Origin of the sequence: Peptoniphilus sp. BV3AC2 (assembly GCF_000478945.1) — a bacterium.
Lineage (GTDB): Bacteria > Bacillota > Clostridia > Tissierellales > Peptoniphilaceae > Peptoniphilus_B > Peptoniphilus_B duerdenii.
Genome location: NZ_AWXD01000034.1, coordinates 1 through 22,831, shown reverse-complemented (window position 1 = coordinate 22,831; position 22,831 = coordinate 1). Strand labels below are relative to the sequence as shown.

Below are 22,831 nucleotides of genomic sequence, written 5' to 3'. Positions count from 1 at the left end.
ATGAAAAAATTGTATGAAAAAATAGATGAATTTAAAAATAAATATCCCATTGAAAAGGAATTTGAAAACAGAATTCCAGATCCGAAGTTCTTATACATGGGAGATGCAATCTTAGAAGAGGCTATAGCTGCAATCCTTGCCGGCAAAAATATCCTCTTAGTTGGAGATAAGTCCACCGGGAAAAATGTCCTAGCAGAACATTTGGCATATCTTTTTGCCCGCCCAATGTGGAATATTTCCTTTCACGTAAGTGTCGACGCATCAAGTCTAATTGGTGATGACACCTTAAAATCAGGCAACGTAATTTTTAGGGAAGGACCAATTTCTCTTGCAAGTAACCATGGCGGTTTTGCTGTCCTTGATGAAATAAATATGGCAAAAAATGAAGCAATGGCAGTACTCCACTCAGTTCTTGACTACAGGAGAAGGATTGATATACCTGGATACAAATTAATAAATGTTCATCCGGCCACACGCTTCATAGCAACTATGAACTATGGCTACGAAGGCACTCGCGATCTTAATGAAGCACTTTTATCAAGATTTGCTATTATTAAAATGCCAAGAATTTCCGATAGTGACCTTAAACACTTAATCAAAACTCATCACCCAGAACTTAAGGAAACTTATATAAATGACATTGCAAACTTTTTTAAAGACCTAAAAGATAAGGCTTTGGCCCATGAAATTTCTGACTCAGCTCCAGATCTTAGGGGTATTTTTGACGGGCTGGACTTAATAAAAGAAGGCCTTGAATTTAAGGAAGCTATGAGACTTTGCCTGGTAAATAAGATTTTCGATGATTATGAAGCTGACCTAATCGAAGACCTATTAAAGGCACGTTTCCCAGAAAATATTTACCAAAAAGACATTTCAAATGAATAAAGATCAAGATAAAATTTATGAAAATCGAATATTTAACCTACAATGGGCAGGAGCCACGAGTTATGACTTTGATAATTTTATCATAGGCGAAAATATCGATGGCAATCCTGATTTTTATCTAAACCTAATCATTGGCATTGCTGTAAAATACTTGGGACATAGAGAAATTGAAAATCTCATTAACTCTTGGACCGATAACCCAAGGCGTGAGAAGTATGACCTTGGTCTAATCTATATGCTTGAAGACTTTGCATATAATAAAGAATTAGGTAAAAGACCAGTTTTAGAGTCTTTGAGAAAATATTTTGCAGAAAAATTTCTCGCCGACAAGTACGACCTCCAAAGGAGAAGCCTTGCCATAAGGCAAAATCAAATGTATAGGCTTGAAATGCTCAGGATGAAAGAAATCTTAGGAGTTAAACCTGGGAGAATTTCTAAAAAAGACTTAGAACGCTATAAAAATCTAAGATTACCAGAAGATACAGACAGGACTAATTTAGAAGAAAGAGTCCTTGATCTTTTTAAAACCTATCTTGGTTATAAGGAAAATGACATTATTAGTAGAATTCCATTCATTAAATTTTCCTTTTTTGAAAGTGCAGGCAGGGTAAGCCTTGAAAGGTCAATTATGCCGGCAAGCTTTGCAGGCAAAAATCAAAAATCTCATGGTTTAAGAGCATTTATCTTGAATTTTAAAATAAAAAAAAGAAGGGAAAGCCTAGACTACATAGAAAAAACCTTTGGCAGATCGCTATTTGATGAAAAAATAAGACTGGGAATAGAAAGAGACCTGTGCACCGGTGGACACAAAAAATCTAGACTTTTTTATACGAGAGGAATCACAGAAAATGATAAGTACCTCGACCAAGATTTAAATAAAAAAGCGATTGAAAGACACCTCTTGAAATTTAAGGCAAACCAGGCATCATATATGAGAGCCATTAGTCTTTTGTCCAAGGAAATAAAACTAAAAATTAATCTTACTTCTTCCTTTGATGAAGATATAAGTGCAAGGGGAAAACTCGTACCCCGCCTTGCCTACAAAGCAGAAATATCGGATAGGGCAAAGATTTTTAAAAAGAAAAATCTTGTAACTGACCCTTCCATGAAGGTGGACCTTTTAATCGACGGATCTGCATCTCTGCTTGATAAGGAATCAGAAGTCGCCATCGAAGCCTATATCCTTTCTAAATCTCTAGAAAACAACTCTATCTTAGTTAGAGTAATTTCATTTCAAACAGTAGGAGATTTTACAATTTTAACCATTTTGAAAGACTATGATGAGAAGGCTGAAATCAAGAAAATCTTTCGTTTCAAAACCATGGGCTGGAATAGAGACGGGCTAGTTTTTCGTGCCTATAGGGCGATACTGAATAAAGACATAGAAAATACCTTAAGCTTAATTTTAACAGATGCAAACCCACAAGATTTAAAGCCACTAATCACCAAAGGCTTTAGCTTTAACAAGCCTTACCAAGACGAAGTTGGAGTTGAAGATGCCAAGAAAAATATAAATGACCTTAGGAAAAAAGGACTAAAAATTGCCGCAATAATAAGTGGCAGACATACTGACAACGCTAAAGAAATCTACAGATCGGATTTTATAAAAATAGATAAGGCAAGCTCCATAGCAAGAGTCTGCGGCAAATTTATCAAAAAACAAATACTATCCATAGAGAAAAGCTGAATTCTTCTTCAATCGAATTCAGCTTTTTATTATTCATTTCTGTAGCGGAAGCAACCAGCTTCCATTAAATTTGATACTAAATTATTTTCCCTCAGCCGAGCAGTCGAGTTCTGCAAATCAGCCTTCATTTCATTCGGCTTCTTTGGAACTCTTTGCATAAGACCTGCTACGAAATCAAAGATTTCGGCTAGGGCTTTAACCCGTACGACAAACTTTATTTCAATTCATCCTCGTAGCGGAACCTTCCAGGTTCCACAGCCGAAGGCGTGAAGTCTCAAAACTATGCAAATAACTTATAAATATCGAGCAAAAACTTTCCCAATTTGTCATCCTGAGCGAAGACGGCTTGCCGTCGAAGTCGAAGGATCTCTACAGAAAAAAACATCCCAACTACAGTCACCCTGAGCGAACGAAGTGAGTCGAACGGGTATAAGCTCTATTTAAGTTAGTTTTGGCAAGTGAAATAATAATGATTTTGTTTATGATATCGAGATAGCATTTGAGATCAATAAACAATGTTTGACCCCACCAGGGTTATACCCATTCGACTCCGACGGTTTCGCTTTGCTTCACCGTCTTCGCTCAGGGTGACTGTCTTCCTTAAGACTTTCTCAATAGAGCCTATCGGCTATGGAAGCAAAATGCTTCCGCTACACCCAAAACAAAAAAATAATCCAAACTAAAATAATTATTTGTGGTGACGCATTATAGAATAAAAACTACCTATATGATAAAATAAATCTATATGGGAGAAAAAATGGTAAAATCACAATTAGAAATAGAAAGATCACTTATTAAGACTTATAAAAAGAGAATTTGGACCAAATTTATTAGAGCAATAAAGGAATATGAGCTTGTGGAAAAGGGAGACAAGATTGCGGTAGCCATCTCGGGAGGCAAGGATTCGCTAACTCTTGCAAAACTATTCCAAGAGCTAAAAAAACACAAGAAATTTGATTTTGATTTGGAATTTATTGCTATGGATCCAGGTTACAAGAAGGAAAAGTTGGATCAGATGCTTTACAACTGCGAAAAACTTGGAATTCCGGTCAAGGTTCACCAGTCAGATATTTTCGAAGTTTCAGAGAGAATTGCGGGAGAGAATCCTTGCTACATGTGTGCTCGTATGCGTAGGGGAAATCTCTATGCCAAGGCTCAGGAGCTTGGTTGCAACAAGCTTGCCCTCGGACATCACTTCGACGATGTCATAGAAACTGTCATGTTAAATATCATCTTCGCAGGAGATTTCAAAACCATGATGCCAAAACTTAAGGCACAAAATTTTGAAAACATGGAACTTATAAGACCGATGTACCTAATTGAAGAGGAATCTATTATAAGATTTATGAAATCAACTGGGCTTACTGCAATGGATTGCGCATGCACAGTTACTTCTAAGAAATCTGGCGGTTCCAAGAGGGACTATGTAAAACAACTGATCAAAGAACTTAAGAAAGAAAACGAAGTTGTCGGCATAAATATCATGCGTGCAACGGAGAATGTAAACATGGGTGCGATTTTAGGATTCAAAGATAATTTAGGCAAGCATTCATTTTTGGAGAGATATGATGACTAAGAAATTTGTTTCGTGGAATGTAAACGGAATTAGAGCAGCTTTAAAAAAAGGATTTATGGAATCTTTTGAAGAATTAAATCCTGATATAATTGGACTTCAAGAGATAAAACTATCTGAAGGTCAACTTGATTTAGAAATTCCTGGATACCATATGTATTGGAACTACGCAGAGAAGAAGGGCTACTCAGGCACTGCAGTCTTCACAAGAGAGGAACCTCTAAGCGTAAGTTATGGTATTGGAATCGAAGAACATGACAAGGAAGGCAGGGTTATTACTCTAGAATATCCAGATTACTACTTCATCACCTGCTACACCCCGAATTCACAAAGAGGTCTTGCTAGACTCGATTACAGAATGGAATGGGAAGAGGCTTTTTTAGAATATCTAAATAGATTAAATGAAGTTAAACCGATAGTTCTCTGCGGAGATTTAAACGTTGCTCACAATGAAATAGATCTTAAAAACCCAGAATCCAACAGAAAAAACGCTGGATTTTCGGATGAAGAAAGAGATAAATTTACAAAACTATTGGAAGCGGGATATACGGACACATTTAGATACCTATATCCGGACAAAGAAGACGAATACTCCTGGTGGAGTTATTTTAGACAAGCAAGAGATAGAAACATAGGATGGAGAATCGATTACTTTGTAGTTTCAAAAGTTTTAGAATATAAGATAGTGGAAGCATCCATTCACCAAAATATTATGGGATCAGACCACTGTCCAGTAAGCGTGGAATTAAATTTATAGGAGGAGAAAATGAGACAATTTAGTCAAAAGATTACCGATAAACTCTACTACATCGGTGCCAACGACAGAATCACAGAGATGTTTGAAAATATGTGGCCACTTCCAGACGGAGTAGCATATAATTCATATATAATCAAAGGTTCAAAAAACATACTACTTGACTCAGTTAAATCTACAACTATCGAGGAATGTATAAGAAAATTAGACGAAGTACTAGAAGGGGAAGAGCTTCACTATATAATCGTACATCATATGGAACCTGACCATTCATCAGGAATCCCAACCCTACTTTTAAAATATCCAAACTGTAAACTAATCGCCAACAAGAGAGCGGTTAAAATGCTTGAAAGTTACTATGGAATAAAAGAAGACGAATTAATCATAGTAGACGATGGCGAAACACTAGAACTTGGCGACACAAAACTAACATTCTACCACACACCAATGGTACACTGGCCAGAATCAATGGTATCATTTGAAGAAGAAACAGGCACACTATTCTCACAAGATATCTTCGGAGCATTCGGAACTCTTGACGGAGCAATCTATGATGACGAAGTAGAATTCGATAGATACTACCTAGAAGAAATGTCTAGATACTATATAAACATCGTTGGTAAATATTCAGGACAAGCGCTAAAAGCACTTGGAAAACTTGGCGGACTAGACATCAAGATGATCTGCCCAGACCACGGTCCAATCTGGAGAAATAATACAGAAAAAGTAATCCAAATCTACACAGACCTAGCAAACCAAAAGACTGAAGACGGAGTTGCTATCATCTTCGGAAGCATCTACGGCAACACAGAAAGAATGGCACAACTTATTGCAAAGGGAGTAGCAGAAGAAGGACTTACAAATATAAGGATGCACGACGTAGCCAAGACACCACAGTCTTACCTACTAGCAGATTGCTGGAGATACAAGGGAATTATCCTAATCTCATGTTCATATGACAAAGCACTATTCCCACCGATGTCATTCTTAACAAGCGAACTAAAACATCAAAAGATGAAGAACAACATCTGGGGTATAGCAGGCAGCTATTCATGGAACGGCGGCGGACTGAAAGGATTAAAAGAATTTGTTGAAGGCGAAAAACTAAACGTGCTACCACTAATGCCAGAAGTGATGGGAGCAGGCTCAGAAAAAGACTTTGAAGACTTAATAAATCTTGGAAAGATGATGGCAAAGGCAGTAAAAGAAGGAAAAGTTCCAGAAGCAGAATAAAAATAATGGGAGGCAAGACCTCCCTTTTTTGTTGCACTTATAAATTCAAAGCAAAAAACCAGAGAAAAGTCTCTGGTTTTATATTATTTATCTTTAGGCGTGATAAGTTTCACGAAATGTTTAGGATCAGTGCTCTTTTTAATATTGAACCTGTTGATTTTGTAAGGATCTAGATCAAAGATAGAGCTTGCATTTTTCTTCGCACCTAAGAAACCAAGTTTCAGACCACTTTCTTTCACCGCTTTAGATACTATTTCGTCCCCAGCCATACCTCCAGGATAGGCAATAGCCACAGGAAAAACAGAAGAGTGGGAATAGATGAGATTATTGTTCCACACAAGATCCTCGTAGATTCTCTTGTAATAATCTTCGTCGCTTTCACCAGGAGACGGAGTGGAAAAAGTAGTCTTGCCTTTATGCGGACCATCGAGCCTTAGATCATGAGAATTGTAAGTGTGGCTTTCAAAATCCACAAGGCCGCTGTTTGCCATCTCCTCTACCATTTTCCAAGTCAAGAATTGATCACTAGAATCGACAAAAGCACCGATAAGAAAAATCGTCGCCTTTGCATCGTACTTCTTTAAAATTCTATACGCGTTGGTATAATTGTCCCTATAACCATCGTCAAGAGTAATCATGACAGGTTTATCAGGCAGAGTCATCTCCTTATTGTAGATTTTGTAGAGATCCTGCGCAGTAATGAAAGTAAAATCATTTTTCTTAAGCTCCGCAATCATCTCTTCGAATTTGTCGGGATCCAAGTAGTACTCATTGTCCATTTTGTCGATACCGTGGTAGGTCAAGATGGGGATATCACCATATGAAACCTTATGAATAAACACATAACTATATAAAAATAAAAGCCCAGAAAGAAGAGCCAAAAATACAATAATAATAAACTTTTTCATAATATCACCAAGTAAATTATATACATAAAAACTAGAAGATTCAACATTCAAAACATAAGCCCCGATGTGATAGAATAAGAACAGGAGTGAATATGAATAAAGAAATAATAGCAAAGATAACAGAAGTAGATTTCCCAAATAGATCTACAGTAGAGATAGAAGGTAAAAAATTTAAATTTAAAGGCGGACTACTAGGACAAGTTGTAAAACTCTACAAAAAAAACAGAAGAAAATTAATATATAAAAACGTAGAGAAACTATCGCCACTAGAAACAGAAGAAAACTGTAAGTACCAAGGAGTCTGCGGCGGCTGCACATACCAAAACTTCAGTTACGAAGACGAAATAGCCTACAAAGAAGAAATGCTAAAGAAACTGCTAAGAGAAAACGACATCGACGCAGAAGACTTCTACCTAATCAAAAGCCCAAAGTACAAAGAATACAGAAACAAAATGGAGTACACCTTTGGCGACGAAGAAAAAGACGGACCATTGGCGCTAGGACTGCACAAAAAAGGATACTTCCATGAAGTCGTAGACATGGATAAATGTTTAATCGTCCATCCAGACTTTGACAAAGTAAGAATAAAAACTCGAGAATACTTCCAAGGAACCTCATTTTACAATAGAAAAACCCATGAAGGAGTCCTAAGACATTTAAGCCTAAGACGCACCATATCAGGAGAAATGCTCATCAACCTAGTCACATCGTCCCAAGAAGAAATAGACACAGAAAACTATGTAAAAGCGATGCTAGAACTAGACCTCGAAAGTGAAATCAAAGGAATCCTCCACACCATAAACGATAGGATGTCCGACGCAGTAGTAAAAGACGAACTACACATACTATATGGAAGAGACTACGTAGTGGAAAAATTAATGGACATGGAATTTAAAATAGGACCATTCTCATTCTTCCAAACCAACACCTACTCAGCAGAAGTACTGTATACAGAAGCAGAAAAAATCCTAAAAGACAAAGGCGATTACCTATTGGATCTATTCTGCGGAACAGGAACCATCACATCCATCCTCGGCAAAAATAGAAAAGAAGCCCTAGGAGTAGAAATCGTAGAAGAAGCAGTGGACTCAGCAAGAGAAAATGTAGAACTAAACGGACTAAAAAATATAAAATTCATCCCAGGAGACGTCTACGAAGTAGTAAAAGAATTGGAAAATAAATACGACATCATCGTCGTAGACCCACCAAGAGCAGGAATAGGGAAAAAAGCAATCGAAAAAATCACAGAATTCGGCGTAGAAAATATCCTCTATATCTCCTGCAACCCAGTGACATTTGTAGAAGATATCAAAACATTTAGAGAATGCGGATATATGGAAAGATCCGTCCATGGCGTCGACCAATTCCCAAGGACGAACCACGTGGAAGCTATAGCGTTGATACAAAAGATGTAAATTTAGAAATCCTGCATTTTAAGCAGTTTTATAAGCATTTTGTCTTCGATAAAGATGAAGAAGGATACATCAAAAAGACTCAAAAAAACTACATGGATGTAAGAGTTGTTTTGCAACTGGTATGAGGAAACACAAAAAATATAATTAACTCATTTTGTACTTTCTACAAGAGTAGCTTAAAAGGCTGCTCTTTTTGCAATTAGAATACCAAAGGTTGGATCAGGACTTTATGTTTATATTTTAATGATGAAAAAAGACCTACATTTTAAAATGAACTTGCGTATTATCGGAAAAATAATAAGAGATTTATATGGTTTAATCATATAAAGAGATTATCACATTCAAATGAGATAAAATAGTGATAAAGAAAAAAGACTTGATAAATAAGAACTGTCAGAAATGCATTAATATAATTTAATAAAAAAGTCTAATAAAATTATTTAAGCATTATAGGTTTAAATTATATAATTTTCTTGATTATGTAACTATATAGAAATTAAGAAATAAGAGATTGAAGAGAAAATTAGGAACGATAGTATTTTAAAATTTGATTGCTTATGTAAGAACATGTTACTCATTGTATGTTGACTAATTGTATTCAACAATGATAAAATTTTAAAAGAATAGAGGTAGTGTATAATGGATATCATAGAAGTTTTTTCTAAAAACGTTAAAAAATATCGAAATGAAATGGGTTTATCACAAGAAGCTTTTGCTGAAAAATCCGGATTGCATAGAACATATATAAGTGCATTAGAGTGTAAAAAAAGAAGCATTGCGTTGGATAATGTACAAAAAATAGCTGATGCTTTAGATATAGAACCATATTTATTATTTAAGGAATAAATAGTAAGAAATAGGATGGTATTAAGTGAATAGGACAAATTATTTTAATTACATAGAAGAAAAATTAAATACGCTAGCATATAGAATAGAAGTGAGAAGTAAACTAAACCTTTTGGAACTTAATATCCATTCTGAAAATTTTTTCGCCAATTTGTGTAATATTATTTTTGGTTTAGAATTAGAAAATTTAAATTTCTCATACCAAAATATAGATGGTATAGATTTAATAGATCATAAAAATAAAGTTGTTGTTCAAGTTTCTTCAACCTGTACAAAAACAAAAATTGAAAATTCTCTAAGCAAAAACATATATACTAAATACAAAGATTATAACTACAAGTTTATGTCTATTTCTAAGAATGCACCTTCTTCTCTAAAAAATAAAACTTTTCAAAATCCATATAGTATGCAATTTAATCCAAAACAAGATATATGGGATATTGGGTTACTTCTTAAAAAAACTTTAAATCAAACAGTTTCTAAGCAAAGGTGTTTATATGATTTTATAAAAGCTGAGTTAGGGCAGGATGTTGATTGCGTTAAAATTGAGTCAAATTTAGCCAAAGTTATTAACATTTTAGCAGAGGAAACACTTGATATTAACGCTGGTTCTCCAGAAATCAACTCTTTTGCTATAGAGGATAAAATTTTATTTAATGATTTAGAAGATGCTAAAGACATAATTGATGAGTATAAAATTTTTTATCACAGACTTGATGAAATATACAGTGAGTTTGATAGAGAGGGTAAAAATAAAAGTTTTTCTGTATTACAGGAGATTAGAAGGCGGTATATAGAATTAAATAGATTAAATTATACTCCTACAGACATTTTTTATGAAATAATTAATTGTGTTATGAAAGTTATAATTGGAAGTAGTAATTATATAGAAATACCGATGGAAGAACTACAATTGTGTACGGATATACTGGTTGTAGATGCTTTTATTAGATGTAAAATATTTAATAATCCGGAGGGATATAATCATGTTATTACCAGATAATATTCATCCTGAACTTAGTATTTATTATAATGGTTATGTTATTTTAACAGAGCTTGAGAAGAAAACAGAACAAATGCTTTTAGAATTATACTATAATGTAAAAAAGTCAAATAACATGTCATTTTCCGTGTTCGTATTGAGTCTTGACTGGTTATATTTAATACAATTAGCTCAAATAAGTGAGAAGGGGGTAGTAAGAAAATGTTTATAGAAAAACTGAAAATTTCTACTAAATATGAAACAATTCGAGAGATGAAATTTCATACAGGTATGAATTTAATAATTGATGACACCCCTTTAACAGATGACTTAAAATCAACAGGGAATAATGTAGGTAAAACAACAGTTTTAAAATTAATTTATTTTTGCCTGGGAGGAGAAGGTAAGGATATTTACACAGATGAAGAAAATAAAAATAAGGTATATGAAGAGGTCAAAAGTTTTTTAATAAATCAGGAAGTGTTAATAACATTAACCCTTATAAATGGATTTAACATGCAAGAAAAAGAACGATTAGTTATTGAGCGTAATTTTCTATCAGGGAAAAATGCTATAAGGAAAATAAATGGTAAATCGATATCGAAAAAAGATTTTGAAAATGAACTATTAGCAAAAATATTTCCAGAACATAAAAATGAAAAACCTTCTTTTAAGCAAATAATATCTCATAATATTAGATATAAGGACAATAGTATTAATAAGACATTAAAAACATTAAATTCTTTTACTACTGATGTTGAATATGAAACTCTATACTTATATCTTTTAGGATGTGGATTTGATAGTGGAGCCAATAAACAAGCACTTACTAATAAGATAAAGCAGGAAAATGCATATAAAGAGAGGCTTGAAAAAAAACAAAAGAAAAATTCATATGAGGTTGCATTAGCTATAATTGAAGATGAAATAGTTGAGTTAAATAACAAAAAATCTTTATTAAATATAAATGAAAATTTTGAAGAGGATTTAAATAAATTAAATGAAATAAAATATAAAATAAATAGTTTAAGTTCACTTATTACTAAACTAGAAATAAGAAGGGACATGATCATTGAAGCCAAAAATGAGATGGAAAAAGATGTGTCTACAATTGATTTAGATCAATTAAGATTGTTGTATAGTGAATCAAAAGAATATATCCCTAATTTGCATAAAACATTTGAAGATTTAGTTGTATATCACAATAAAATGATAGTGGAGAAGATTTCATTTATAACAAAAGAATTACCTGTTTTAAATGATAGAATTAAAAATGAGAAGAGAACTTTAAAAGAATTGTTAAATGATGAAAAAAAATTATCTATAAAAATTTCCAAGAGTGATTCATTTAATGATTTAGAAAATATTATTTCTGAAATAAATGAAAAATATAGATTAAAAGGCGAGTATGAAAATACAATTTCACAAATAAACGAGGTAGATTCAATTCTCGAAACAACAGAGAATGAACTTAAAAACATTGATCAATATTTATATTCTTCTGATTTTCAAGAAAAACTTAAGAAACAAATAACGAAATTTAATAGATATTTTTCTTCGGTATCATATGAGTTATATGGAGAAAAATATGCTCTGACATATGATATTATTAATAATAAAAAGACAAATAAGCCAGTATATAAATTTAGTACATTTAACTCAAATATGAGTTCAGGCAAAAAACAAGGAGAAATTCTATGTTTTGATTTGGCATATATAATGTTTGCAGATGAAGAAGGAATATCCTCTTTGCATTTTTTATTAAATGATAAAAAAGAATTGATGCATGATAATCAATTGTTGAAAGTTTCGGATTTTGTTATTAAAAAAGACATTCAATTGGTAATTTCAATATTGAAAGATAAGTTGCCTGAAGATCTATTGAGTAAAGTGAATATTATTGTGGAATTATCACAAACTGATAAATTATTTAAAATTGAATAATAGTATAAAAGAGTAAGAATTTCTTACTCTTTTATATTGTAGAAAATATGTATGTAATACTTGATACAATGTAGGAATTGTATATACCATATAGAACTTATACCAAAATACAGGAGCAGAACATTTTATGTGAACAATAGATTAGAATATTAAGTAGACAGTATAGTTGGAAATAAATAAGTAGAATAGAAGTTGAAGTATGTAAAACCGTAAACACATATTACTAGAGATATATACTAAATTAGAATATTGAGTTAAGAAAGAATAATTTTAGAAAGGGTGTAAGGATTCGTTACATCCTTTTTAAAAATAGAAAACACTCACAAGACAACTTTACATATTCGCTTTTATAACATATAATAAAAGCGAATATGAGCGGAGGTAGACTATGAATACACTTCAAGAATATATACAAGAAAATTTAGTGATAACCAACAAAGAAGCAGAAGAACTTGGATATACTAGGCATAATCTATCAGAATTAACCAAAATCGGACAATTAGAAAGATTAAGACCAGGTCTATATCAATTAAAAGGAAAAGTAATAGACGATTTTATTTTAATATCATCTAATAGTAATCGAATTATATTTTCCCATCAAACAGCCCTATATCTCCACGACCTATCCGTTAGGACCCCAAATGTATTTCATATATCTGTTCCCCAAGGCTACAATGCAAGTCATATCAAGAAAAGATATGAAGATCTACAAGTTCACTATGTAAAAAAAGACCTATACGAAATTGGAAAGACAGAAATAAAATCACCACAAGGCAACCTTATTCCAGTTTACGATATAGATCGAACAATTTGTGACATCATAATCGACAGAGAAAAAATAGATAAGCAAATTTTTACAGAAGCCATAAAAAGATACTTTAAATCACAAAATAAAAATCTAAGACGACTCATAAAATACAGTAGACTATTTAAAATAGAAGATGAAATTAGGAAATATATGGAGGTATTATCGAAGATTTAATTTTCAAAGGTTGTATTGAAGGAGATGAACAAAATCTTATTGAGACACATAAAAGAATTAACATTATAACGTTTGTAGTAGATGCATTAAATTAGCAGAAAAAACCAAAGAGTTTGAAAATGGAGCTATCATATATTGCACAAGGAAAGTCCGCAAAGAAAAAATTTTATTAGTGATTGAAAACTATATAAAAGAAGTGGTTTAAACCTATATAAAGTAAGATGATTCTAATATCAAGGACGAAGAAGCAATAAAAATTCAACATTATAAGAATATACAAATTTTTAAGGAGACGAGTAAATATGGAATGGGATGAATTTATTGATAAAGTAAAATTTATATTAAGAAGATTTAATAAAGAATTTAATATAGATTATAGCGAAGATAGTATTAGCTATACTGTGGGTGAAAAAAGTTATGAATTTAGTAAATCTGACTATAATAATATTACCAATGATGCAATGGAATCGGATTTGTCGCAATTTACAGTTTTAACTAATAATAGCTATGAAGTTATTATTTATCAAACAAATAAAATGGTTCGAAGACTATTGCCATATAAACTTGAGGAACGAATAGTATCTACTAATATTAAAGACTCCATGAATAATATTGAATATAAATTTCAAGAAATATCAGATGTAATGGTATGGAATATTATTAAAGAAATAGACTTGGAAAGTTTAAAAAGAACTTTTATGATTTTTCCTCCTAGATTGCGAGGAGATGAAGGCGAAAATTTATTTAATTTATTAAGAGTTTGTTTTAGAAATCCTTATTCACTAATTGTTTCATATAAAAAAGATATTGATAAAAATAAACTTAATGATTATATTAATTCATTTTTATTTAACTTTTGCTATAACTATGGATATTCCTTCAGGATTATGAATAGCTTAGATGAATTATTAAATATTAGGTATAGGAATAAAAATAGCTCTTACAAAAGCGAAGAGTTAGATGCACCAAGATTATTATATAAACAAGATTTAACAGAACAGTACCATATGGCGGTTTCTTCAGAAGATCCGTTTGTACAATTCATAGGATTTTATCACATTATGGAATATTTTTATGAAGAAATATATAAAGAAGGTGTTATTAATAATGTTAAGGAAATATTGTTAGATCCGGGATTTTCTACAAAAAGAAAAAAAGATATAATGAAACTTGTAGATTTAATTAATAAAAAGAGAACTGAAAGTACAGCAGGAAGTGAATTGGAAGCACTGGAATTAACATTAAGAAAGTATATAGATATTGAAAAGATAATAGAAAAATTGAATGAAATTGATGAAGATATTATAGAATACTATAAAAACAATAAGGTTAATTTTTCAAATGGAGATGCAATAGATTTAATAGGAGACAAAAAACATATATTTAAGAAGTTGGCTAATAGAGTATATAAAACTAGAAATTCACTTGTTCACAGCAAGTCAAATGAAGTTAGATTGAATGAAAGAGGAATTTATAAACCTTTTAAAGACTCTAAAGCCTTATTAAAGGAAATACCATTACTTAAAGTGATATCAGAAGAGATTATTATAAAATCAGCGAGTGAATTATAGTATAATAAAATTAAAAGAAGATACATAAGACTAAAAGGTCTTGTATCTTCTTTTATAGAAGATCAAATTGGTAGTGGGTCTGTGAAAAGTTTTGTGTATCAGCCATCCTAATATGATGTATTTTTGTAATTGCCATACTAATCATCAGAACTTTCTTTTGATTTATTAAGAAGCAGGGAATGGATCTGCCATATTTCTTTTGCCAATTTTTCTATTTTTTCTCTCATATAGTCAATATCTTTTTTGTAAATAACACCCGTTGTATTAGTAGCTTTTGCAATCTGATTTATGTTATTTGTTGCATTTGAAAGTAGCCATTGTAGGTTTCTAAATGGTTCTAAATCTACAACATAAATCTCTTTTTCCAATACACATTTTCTAAGAAAGTGGGACATAGTTTTGCAATTAGCAAGTCTCATTTTCTTTTCAAAAAATTTCTTTTTCTTCTTTAGTTAGTTTTATTTCTATTCTTTCATTTCTAAATCTATTTGCCATTTTATTCTCCTTTATAAAATATATTTCGGGGTCTTAGGGTTCTCCCTAACAAGGTAAAAATTAAAAAAATGGAGCATTCCGTAAAGGGCTGCTCCATTAATTTTTTCGTAAGTGTCCGTACACTTACTGTGCTTGCTATTAAATATATAAGCGTTAAGCGTTTTATTCATAGTATATAAAATTATACCATACTCAGAATGTAAATTCAGAGCACTATTGACAAAAGTATAAGAAAATGATAATCTTTATTAAAGAACGAGTGTCGGTCAATAGGTGGTGAGGTTTTGGCAAAGAGAAATGTAAAAGATCCAGAAGAAAGAAAACAGGAGCTTATAAACATAGCATCCAGACTTTTTGAAAAGTATGGGTATGAGAAAGTTTCTGTTAGAGATATTCTCGCAGAAGTTAATGGAGCGCCGGGAATGTTTTATTATTATTTCAAATCAAAAGAAGATATTTTCTTGGAGTGTATGGAAACTTACTTTGATGAAAAATTAAAAAATAAGTTAGGTATCCTTCAAAACAAGGAAATAGATTACGAAGAAAGAATAAAAATTCTAAGAGAACTTATAGTAAAAGATATCGGTCAGTTCACGACTAGATATAATTTTTCAAAAGAGAATTCAATTACAGATAACTCGTACAGGCTATGGGAATTGATTCATTACATTGGGAAATTTATAGATGTCTATTCAGAGTTTATAATGGAAGGAATTGAAAATAAAAAAATAGAAAATAATATGGGAATAAACAGAGAAAATGTGAGAAGTTTCGCAGCTTTTATTTTATACGGAGCTGTTGGAACAATATATAATGACTATATTATTAAGGGAGAAAACAAAACAAATTCAAGTGAAGCCTTTGGAATAATAAGCGAACTATTTCAAAGACCTCATTAGAAAAAAATAAAATATAAGTATTTTACAAGGGAAACATCAATGGTGTTTTCCTTGTATTAGTTTTAAGGCAAATGAACGAACTCGTTCGGTAAGGAGGTATGTTTTAGATGAAAAAGAAGAAATCAATCAAAGATATTATTTCCTACAGTGAAATAAAAAAAGGACAACTTGTAGGAGGGATATTATTTGTTAGTCTTGGGATGCTATTAAGTATTTGTCCAATTTTGGTGATATACAAAGTCATAAAATCTCTATTTTTATATGGAAAATTAGAACAAAGTACAATACAGTTCTGCATCTATGGACTTGCAGCAGTGGTATTGTCATATTGCTTAACTTACATTGGAGGTATTTTATGCCATAAGTTTTCATATGTTTTAATAGCTAACTTAAAAAAGAAAATATTATTTCATATTGGAAATCTTCCTTTAGGGTTTTTTACCGGAGACAACAAGTCAAAAATAAGGCAAGTATTAGGATCGGACATGAATCAAATTGAGGGATATTTTTCTCATCAATTACCAAATTTAATTTCAACTTTAGTACTAATTTTAGCAATGATAATTGTTATGTTGAAGATAAATTTAATATTAGGTCTTACGACTTTGTTAATTATATTTGTTGGTTTAGGAATTCAGATTGCAATCATGGCAAAGATTATAAAGTCGGGTGGACTTGAGAAGAACTTTGCAATTCTGGATCAAATAAATTCAGCAACTACTGAATACGTTAAAGGTATGCCGGAAGTGAAAATATTTGGAACGGGAATAAAATCATTTAAAACTTTTTCAAAGTCAGTAGGAGAATATAGAGATTTTACAAGTTCGATGACATCAATGATAAGACCAGGATTTGTCTCATTTAGAATGTTTATTCTATCTGTTGCTACATTCATAGTTCCAGTAGGAATACTTTTAATGTCACGAAATAATAACTTGGATTTTGCTACAGTCTTTATTTTCTATTTGATTCTTGCACCTGCCATTAGCGTACCTGCATTAAAACTGAGAGATTTTGCAGAAGGAATGAATTTACTAAATGAAGTTGTTTTGAGAATCTACGAAATTATAGATCAAAAAGAATTTGCAATTGAAAATAGTGAGGAAGAGATAAAAGGTCATGATCTTGAATTTGAGAATGTAAGCTTTTCTTATGGAAATGAAGAGGTTTTAAAGAATATAAGCTTCTGTGCTAAACAAGGAGAAGTTACAGCATTAGTTGGATATTCGGGAGCAGGTAAATCTACTATTGGAACGCTAATACCGAGATTTTACGATCCTTCAGAAGGTTCTATTAAAATCGGTGGAGTTAATATAAAAAATATTCCGATAAACGCCTTAATGGACAAGATAGCATTTGTTTTTCAAGACAGTGATCTTATCACAGATACAGTCTTCAATAATGTTGCTATGGCAAAGACAGGTTCTACAAAAGAAGATGTCATAAAAGCTTGTAAAAAGGCAAGATGTCATGATTTTATTGTAAAACTTCCTGATGGATACAATACTGTTTTGGGTAAAGGAACTTATTTATCCGGCGGAGAGAAACAACGTATTGCAGTAGCAAGAGCGATTTTAAAGGATGCACCAATATTAGTATTAGACGAGGCAACAAGTTTTGCAGACTCTGAAAATGAATATCTTATGCAAGAAGCTTTATCTGAATTGGTTAAAGATAAGACGGTTATCATGATTGCTCATAGGTTAAATACCATAGAGCATGCAAATCAAATTTTAGTAATATCTGATGGAAAAATTGCAGAAAGAGGTAAGCATGAAGATTTAATCCTTGCAGATGGAATATATAAGCGACTCTTTGATATTTATAAGAAGACAAATATTTGGCTAATGGATATAGAAGGGAGTGAGAATGAATGATAAGAAATATTACATTAGGAAAGATGAATAATATAAGAAAATCAATTATTTTAAATGTTTTGGCATCTATTTCCAACCTTATACCATTTATTGCTTTGGCGAAAATTGTAGAAAAACTATTTTTAAATAGAGGTGCAGATAATATAGATACGAGCCTTTTATGGAAGTATTTTGGGATAATGGCAATATTTTTCTTTGTAACATTCTTATTGGAAAATTTAGCCACAAAATATACCTATGAACTTGGATACAAGACAAGTGCAGATGGAAGAATAGAGCTTGCAGACCACATAAGAAAGCTGCCAATAGGTTATATTTCAGGGAAAAGCTCAGCAGAGATCTTAGATACATTAATGAATGATTTTTTCAAAGTTGAAACGGCAGTAACGCATCAATTACCTCAATTTTTCAGCGGCATATGTGTAGCGGTTCTTTGCTCAATATTATTTTTGATAATTAATGTAAAAATGGGAATAGCAACACTTATTGGATTGTCGATTTCTGTTCTACTTCTTACACTCATGAAAAACTTTCAGAAAAAAATTTATTTGAAAACAAAGAAAATTAGGATAAAAGAGGAAGAAGATATAAACGAATATTTGGATGCTATTAAGACTCTAAAAGCTTATAACAGCTTAGATGATACATTAACAAAGCTTGAAGAAGATATAGATAACTCAAGAAATGCAAATATTAAGAGTGAGAAAGGGGTTGGTTCATTAACTACTATAGCAAGTATGATTTTAAGAATAGGACTTCCTTTGATGAGTTTAGTTGGTTCCTATTTATTTATAAATGGATCTTTGGAAATTGATACATTTTTAATGTTCTTATTTGTAGGCACAAGGATTTTTGATCCCTTGGAGCTTGCACTTGTAAATTATACAGGTCTACAAATGGCATCAGTTTCAGGAGAGAGAATCATTAACTTACTTAACGCTAAACCTATGTCAGGAAATTGCGATTTAAACGATAGTAACAAAATTGAAATCTGTGATGTTTCATTTTCTTACAAGGAATCTAAGGTTATCGATAATGTTTCATTAGACATTAATGAAAACGAATTAACTGCTTTTGTTGGTTACTCTGGTTCTGGAAAATCTACACTAATTAAATTAATTTCCAGATTTTATGATCCTAATGAAGGGACAATTAAAATTGGTGGAGTAGATTTGCTAACAGCCGACCCTGATAAATTAATGGATAAATTTTCTGTTGTTTTTCAAGATGTGTATCTTTTTAAAGACACAATTTATAACAATATAAAATTTGGAAATGAAGATGCAAGTAAAGATGAAATTATGAATGCTGCAAAAATGGCAGGAGCTTATGACTTTATAGTCAATAAAGATGATGGATTTGACACTATGATTGGACAAGGAGGTGCGACTCTGTCTGGAGGTGAGAAACAAAGAATATCAATAGCGAGAGCAATATTAAAAAACGCCCCAATAATACTGCTTGATGAAGCAACATCTTCACTTGATCCTGAAAATGAACTTATTATACAGGAAGCAATATCAAATTTAATTAAAAATAAAACAGTTGTGGTTGTAGCTCATAAATTAAGGAGCGTAATGGGAGCTGATAAAATTGTTGTTTTAAACAAAGGAAAGGTAGAGGAAGTTGGGAAGCATGAAGAACTTATAAAAAATGAAGGACTATATAAAGACTTATGGAATTATCAAGAAAAGTCTAAAGAATGGAAGATTGTACAGTGACAATCAATTTTAAAGGAGGAAATTTATGAAAACACAAAAGAAATCATCAAAAAATGCAGTTACAGCCGGTGTTTTAATTGCACTTTACTTTGTAACATATGCAGTTATTGGGGTAATATCTATGCCTGTCCCTGTTTTGTTTTTACTAATGCCTATGCTTGTAGCACTACTTGCTGCACCAACCTACCATATGCTTCTTGCAAAGACAAAGTCAGCCACTGCTATTGTAATCGCAGCTATCTTACCAAGTATTTTATTAGTTGCAACTGGACATATTCCAATTGCACCATTAGTGGCAGTGCCTGCCGGAATAATTGCTATGTTCATAGCAAAAGGTGGGAATTATACAGACTTTAAGAAAAATACAATTAGTCATATGTTTTTTTCTCTAAACTTATTTGGAGGATTTTTACCAATTTGGCTTATGAGAGAAGCATTTTTTGAAAGTTTAATAAAAGGTAAATTAGATCAAAGCTTTTGTAACACAGTAAGAGCATGGACACCAATATGGATGTTACCAGTAATGATTATTGGAACATTTATATTCTCTTTGATTGGTTCTTATTTTACAAAGAAAATACTAAATAAAAAGTTGGAATCCGCAGGAGTTTTATAATGGAAAATTCAAAGTTTGTTCTGGGGTCAAAATATGACCTCAGAACAAAACTTATCTTACTTATAGGTGCGAATATTTTAATTTTTTTAGGGTTTGATTGGATCTATCAAAGCCTTATTACATTATTTTTCCTTGTCATCATTATTAGCGATGGTTATAAAAAATCCGCTATAAAGTATATTTTATTTTTTGCAATAAGTGTAGTATTGGAAAAATCTTTAGCCTATTTTAGTATGAATTTTCTTTTGAAATTAATTTTATTTATCTTGGCAATTGGAAGAAAATTTCTGCCATGTATTATCGTGGGTAAATGGATTTTAAATTCAACATCTGTTTCCAGTGCAGTGGCAACTTTACAAAAATTAAAACTTTCAAAAGACTCGCTCATAATGATTTCTGTAATATTTAGATATTTGCCTACTATTAAAGACGAATGGAGTCATATAAATATGGCGATGAAAACTCGAGGAATTAATTTTAACTTAATCAATTTAACAATAAGACCAACATTAATTATGGAATATTTTTTTGTGCCATTGTTCGTAAGTGTGATAGAAATTGGGGATGAGCTCTCTCAATCAGCCATTATAAGGGGACTCGATGCTCCTGTTAACAAAACAAGTAGACACCTAATTAAGTTTAGAAAAAATGATATTGGTGTTCTAATTATTATGATTTTAATTTTATCAATAGTAATATTTATGAAAGTATCAGGGTGGGACTTATGATTGAAATTAGAGAATTAAGTTTTAAGTATAAGGGAGGATCTGATTACTCATTAAAAGATATAAATTTGAAAATCAAAAAAGGGGAATGCATTCTTCTGTGTGGTAGGAGCGGTTGCGGAAAGTCGACTCTATTAAAGCTTATGAACGGTATAATACCTGAGTTTTATGATGGGGACATTTCTGGCAGCGTTATGGTCAATGGTATGAATACATTTACCACACCAATTTATAAATTATCTAATAATGTAGGCTCGGTTTTTCAAAATCCCAAAACACAATTTTATACAACCAATACAACCGATGAAATTGCTTTTGGTTTAGAAAATTACGGCATAGAAAGAGAAGTAATTAACAAAAGGATTGAAGAAGTTGAAAAAGAGCTTCATCTTGAAAACTTGGTGAATAAAAATATATTCAATCTTTCTGGAGGAGAAAAGCAGAAGATTGCTATAGCAAGCATTTACGCATTAAACCCTGAGATATTTATTCTTGATGAACCATCTTCAAGCTTAGACATAAAGTCCATGAAAGAACTATCGCTTACAATAAAAAAGCTTAAATCTTTAGGAAAAACTATTATTATTGCAGAACACAGGTTGTGGTATTTAAAAGACATTGTTGATAGAGCAATATACTTAGAGGATGGAAAAATCATCAGAGAATATAGTATGGACGAAATTGAAAATCTAAGTGAAGATGAACGAATGAGAACAGGACTTAGGCATTCTGATTATAAAGCTATTGAAAGATTTGATGATTTTGAAACTTCAAATAAAGGGACTTTATTAGAGTTAAAAAATCTGATTTTCAAAAGAAATACCAAAATAATTTTGTCCATTGAGGATCTTAAATTTTGCTATGGGAATATTATTGGGATTGTTGGAGAAAATGGAATTGGGAAGTCTACATTAGCAAAAATCATATGTGGCTTATACAAAGCAAATAAAGGCAAAATTTTAAAAGATGATGAGAATTTAAATATAAAAAGTAGGCTAAGTGAGAGCCTGCTTATTATGCAGGAAGTGAACTGTCAGTTATTCACAGACACTGTCAAAGATGAAATAGTATTAACATCAAATATTAAAGATGATAATGCTTTAGATACTTGGTTAAAAGATATGGAGTTAAAAAATATCAGTGATAGTAATCCTCACACCTTGTCAGGAGGACAAAAACAGAGAGTAATTATCTTATCCGCTTTACTATCAGACAAGAAAATTCTATTTTTTGATGAACCAACTAGTGGATTGGACTATAGAAATATGAAAATAGTAGCTAAAAACATAAAGAAAGTAAAAGAAGAAGATAAGTTAATTTTAATAATATCCCATGATGTTGAGTTTTTAGAGTCAGTTTGTGATAAAGTGATTGATTTCACTTATTTATGAAAATGCATACATTAGTAAATTAGAAGAGGGACATATGATAAACACGCAAGAAAAACGAGAAGTTATGAATAGTATTTTTTTGAATACTCCATAATATAAACTTTATAATATTTTTTTATTTTTGAGGATTTATGCTTAATAGCGTAAGTCCTCTTTTTATGTTCAAATGAATCATTAAAACTCAAAAATACTATAAAAAAATAAAAATTCTGGTTACCAAAGAGGACAAATTTCACTTTATAAGTTGAGGGGTATTTTGTCATCTTTCTATAAAAATCAAAATACTTTGAAGTACCAATATTATTTAAGTTTCTTAGGAGGTAAAAC

Annotated in this window: 20 protein-coding genes and 1 pseudogene; 18 read left to right on the top strand and 3 right to left on the bottom strand. The window is 31.5% G+C overall.

From position 1 onward, the window contains the following. From HMPREF1252_RS08635 to HMPREF1252_RS08615, 5 genes are all read left to right on the top strand, one after another. Positions 1–885 (top strand): AAA family ATPase, encoded by an 885-nt coding sequence (locus tag HMPREF1252_RS08635; RefSeq protein ID WP_051338904.1) that lies wholly within the window; start codon positions 1–3, stop codon positions 883–885. Further along, positions 878–2,572, top strand: a complete 1,695-nt coding sequence (locus HMPREF1252_RS08630) for a vWA domain-containing protein (RefSeq protein WP_023060278.1) — start codon at positions 878–880, stop codon at positions 2,570–2,572. Before HMPREF1252_RS08635 ends, HMPREF1252_RS08630 begins: the two co-directional genes overlap by 8 nt. 757 nt (positions 2,573–3,329) lie before the next feature. Continuing rightward, positions 3,330–4,148 carry an ATP-binding protein gene (locus tag HMPREF1252_RS08625; protein ID WP_023060323.1) on the top strand — a complete coding sequence of 273 codons (819 nt, stop codon included), beginning with the start codon at positions 3,330–3,332 and terminating at the stop codon, positions 4,146–4,148. Then, a complete protein-coding gene (locus HMPREF1252_RS08620) occupies positions 4,138–4,902 on the top strand; it encodes an exodeoxyribonuclease III (RefSeq protein ID WP_036747202.1) in 765 nt (254 codons plus the stop codon). Before HMPREF1252_RS08625 ends, HMPREF1252_RS08620 begins: the two co-directional genes overlap by 11 nt. 9 nt (positions 4,903–4,911) lie before the next feature. Beyond that, the gene (locus HMPREF1252_RS08615) at positions 4,912–6,132 is read left to right on the top strand and encodes an FprA family A-type flavoprotein (RefSeq protein ID WP_023060257.1); all 1,221 of its coding nucleotides are present in this window, start codon (positions 4,912–4,914) and stop codon (positions 6,130–6,132) included. Between the two features lie 83 nt (positions 6,133–6,215). Here the strand turns inward: HMPREF1252_RS08615 and HMPREF1252_RS08610 are convergent, their stop codons facing one another. Beyond that, on the bottom strand, positions 6,216–7,040 hold the full coding sequence (locus tag HMPREF1252_RS08610) for a polysaccharide deacetylase family protein (protein WP_036747200.1): 825 nt from the start codon (positions 7,038–7,040) through the stop codon (positions 6,216–6,218). Between the two features lie 92 nt (positions 7,041–7,132). Between HMPREF1252_RS08610 and rlmD the strand changes: the two genes are divergently transcribed. The 7 genes from rlmD to HMPREF1252_RS09395 all read left to right on the top strand — a co-directional run bounded on the left by rlmD (position 7,133) and on the right by HMPREF1252_RS09395 (position 14,780). Next, positions 7,133–8,455 carry a 23S rRNA (uracil(1939)-C(5))-methyltransferase RlmD gene (gene rlmD / locus HMPREF1252_RS08605; protein ID WP_023060325.1) on the top strand — a complete coding sequence of 441 codons (1,323 nt, stop codon included), beginning with the start codon at positions 7,133–7,135 and terminating at the stop codon, positions 8,453–8,455. A gap of 639 nt (positions 8,456–9,094) precedes the next feature. Next, a complete protein-coding gene (locus tag HMPREF1252_RS08600) occupies positions 9,095–9,301 on the top strand; it encodes a helix-turn-helix domain-containing protein (protein ID WP_023060298.1) in 207 nt (68 codons plus the stop codon). 25 nt (positions 9,302–9,326) lie between these two features. Next, positions 9,327–10,304, top strand: a complete 978-nt coding sequence (locus HMPREF1252_RS08595; RefSeq protein WP_023060266.1) for an ABC-three component system protein — start codon at positions 9,327–9,329, stop codon at positions 10,302–10,304. Continuing rightward, positions 10,288–10,515: an ABC-three component system middle component 6 gene (locus HMPREF1252_RS08590; protein ID WP_036747199.1), complete on the top strand. Its 228-nt coding sequence runs from the start codon at positions 10,288–10,290 to the stop codon at positions 10,513–10,515. Before HMPREF1252_RS08595 ends, HMPREF1252_RS08590 begins: the two co-directional genes overlap by 17 nt. After that, the gene (locus tag HMPREF1252_RS08585) at positions 10,506–12,227 is read left to right on the top strand and encodes a DUF2326 domain-containing protein (RefSeq protein ID WP_023060261.1); all 1,722 of its coding nucleotides are present in this window, start codon (positions 10,506–10,508) and stop codon (positions 12,225–12,227) included. The genes HMPREF1252_RS08590 and HMPREF1252_RS08585 overlap by 10 nt, the downstream gene beginning before the upstream one ends. Before the next feature lie 388 nt (positions 12,228–12,615). Then, positions 12,616–13,209 carry a type IV toxin-antitoxin system AbiEi family antitoxin domain-containing protein gene (locus HMPREF1252_RS08580; protein WP_023060255.1) on the top strand — a complete coding sequence of 198 codons (594 nt, stop codon included), beginning with the start codon at positions 12,616–12,618 and terminating at the stop codon, positions 13,207–13,209. 302 nt (positions 13,210–13,511) lie between these two features. After that, positions 13,512–14,780: a hypothetical protein gene (locus tag HMPREF1252_RS09395; protein ID WP_023060272.1), complete on the top strand. Its 1,269-nt coding sequence runs from the start codon at positions 13,512–13,514 to the stop codon at positions 14,778–14,780. Between the two features lie 137 nt (positions 14,781–14,917). On the opposite strand, the pseudogene mobC reads toward HMPREF1252_RS09395, so the two are convergent. Then, positions 14,918–15,275 (bottom strand): annotated as a pseudogene (mobC, locus tag HMPREF1252_RS08570) (plasmid mobilization relaxosome protein MobC). 284 nt (positions 15,276–15,559) lie between these two features. Here mobC and HMPREF1252_RS08565 point away from each other — a divergent pair. From HMPREF1252_RS08565 to HMPREF1252_RS08540, 6 genes are all read left to right on the top strand, one after another. Further along, complete coding sequence (locus tag HMPREF1252_RS08565; protein WP_023060302.1) at positions 15,560–16,174, top strand: TetR/AcrR family transcriptional regulator; 615 nt, start codon at positions 15,560–15,562, stop codon at positions 16,172–16,174. 107 nt (positions 16,175–16,281) lie between these two features. Beyond that, positions 16,282–18,051, top strand: a complete 1,770-nt coding sequence (locus HMPREF1252_RS08560) for an ABC transporter ATP-binding protein (protein ID WP_023060312.1) — start codon at positions 16,282–16,284, stop codon at positions 18,049–18,051. After that, entirely contained in the window at positions 18,048–19,772 is a 1,725-nt protein-coding gene (locus HMPREF1252_RS08555; RefSeq protein WP_023060316.1) for an ABC transporter ATP-binding protein, read from the top strand. Before HMPREF1252_RS08560 ends, HMPREF1252_RS08555 begins: the two co-directional genes overlap by 4 nt. Positions 19,773–19,797: 25 nt before the next feature. After that, positions 19,798–20,388, top strand: a complete 591-nt coding sequence (locus HMPREF1252_RS08550) for an MptD family putative ECF transporter S component (protein ID WP_023060275.1) — start codon at positions 19,798–19,800, stop codon at positions 20,386–20,388. Further along, the gene (locus tag HMPREF1252_RS08545) at positions 20,388–21,116 is read left to right on the top strand and encodes an energy-coupling factor transporter transmembrane component T (protein ID WP_023060309.1); all 729 of its coding nucleotides are present in this window, start codon (positions 20,388–20,390) and stop codon (positions 21,114–21,116) included. Before HMPREF1252_RS08550 ends, HMPREF1252_RS08545 begins: the two co-directional genes overlap by 1 nt. Further along, positions 21,113–22,504, top strand: a complete 1,392-nt coding sequence (locus tag HMPREF1252_RS08540) for an ABC transporter ATP-binding protein (RefSeq protein ID WP_023060294.1) — start codon at positions 21,113–21,115, stop codon at positions 22,502–22,504. Before HMPREF1252_RS08545 ends, HMPREF1252_RS08540 begins: the two co-directional genes overlap by 4 nt. Positions 22,505–22,566: 62 nt before the next feature. Here the strand turns inward: HMPREF1252_RS08540 and HMPREF1252_RS09985 are convergent. After that, a partial coding sequence (locus tag HMPREF1252_RS09985) for a hypothetical protein (RefSeq protein WP_036747197.1) occupies positions 22,567–22,831 on the bottom strand: 265 nt, incomplete at its 5' end.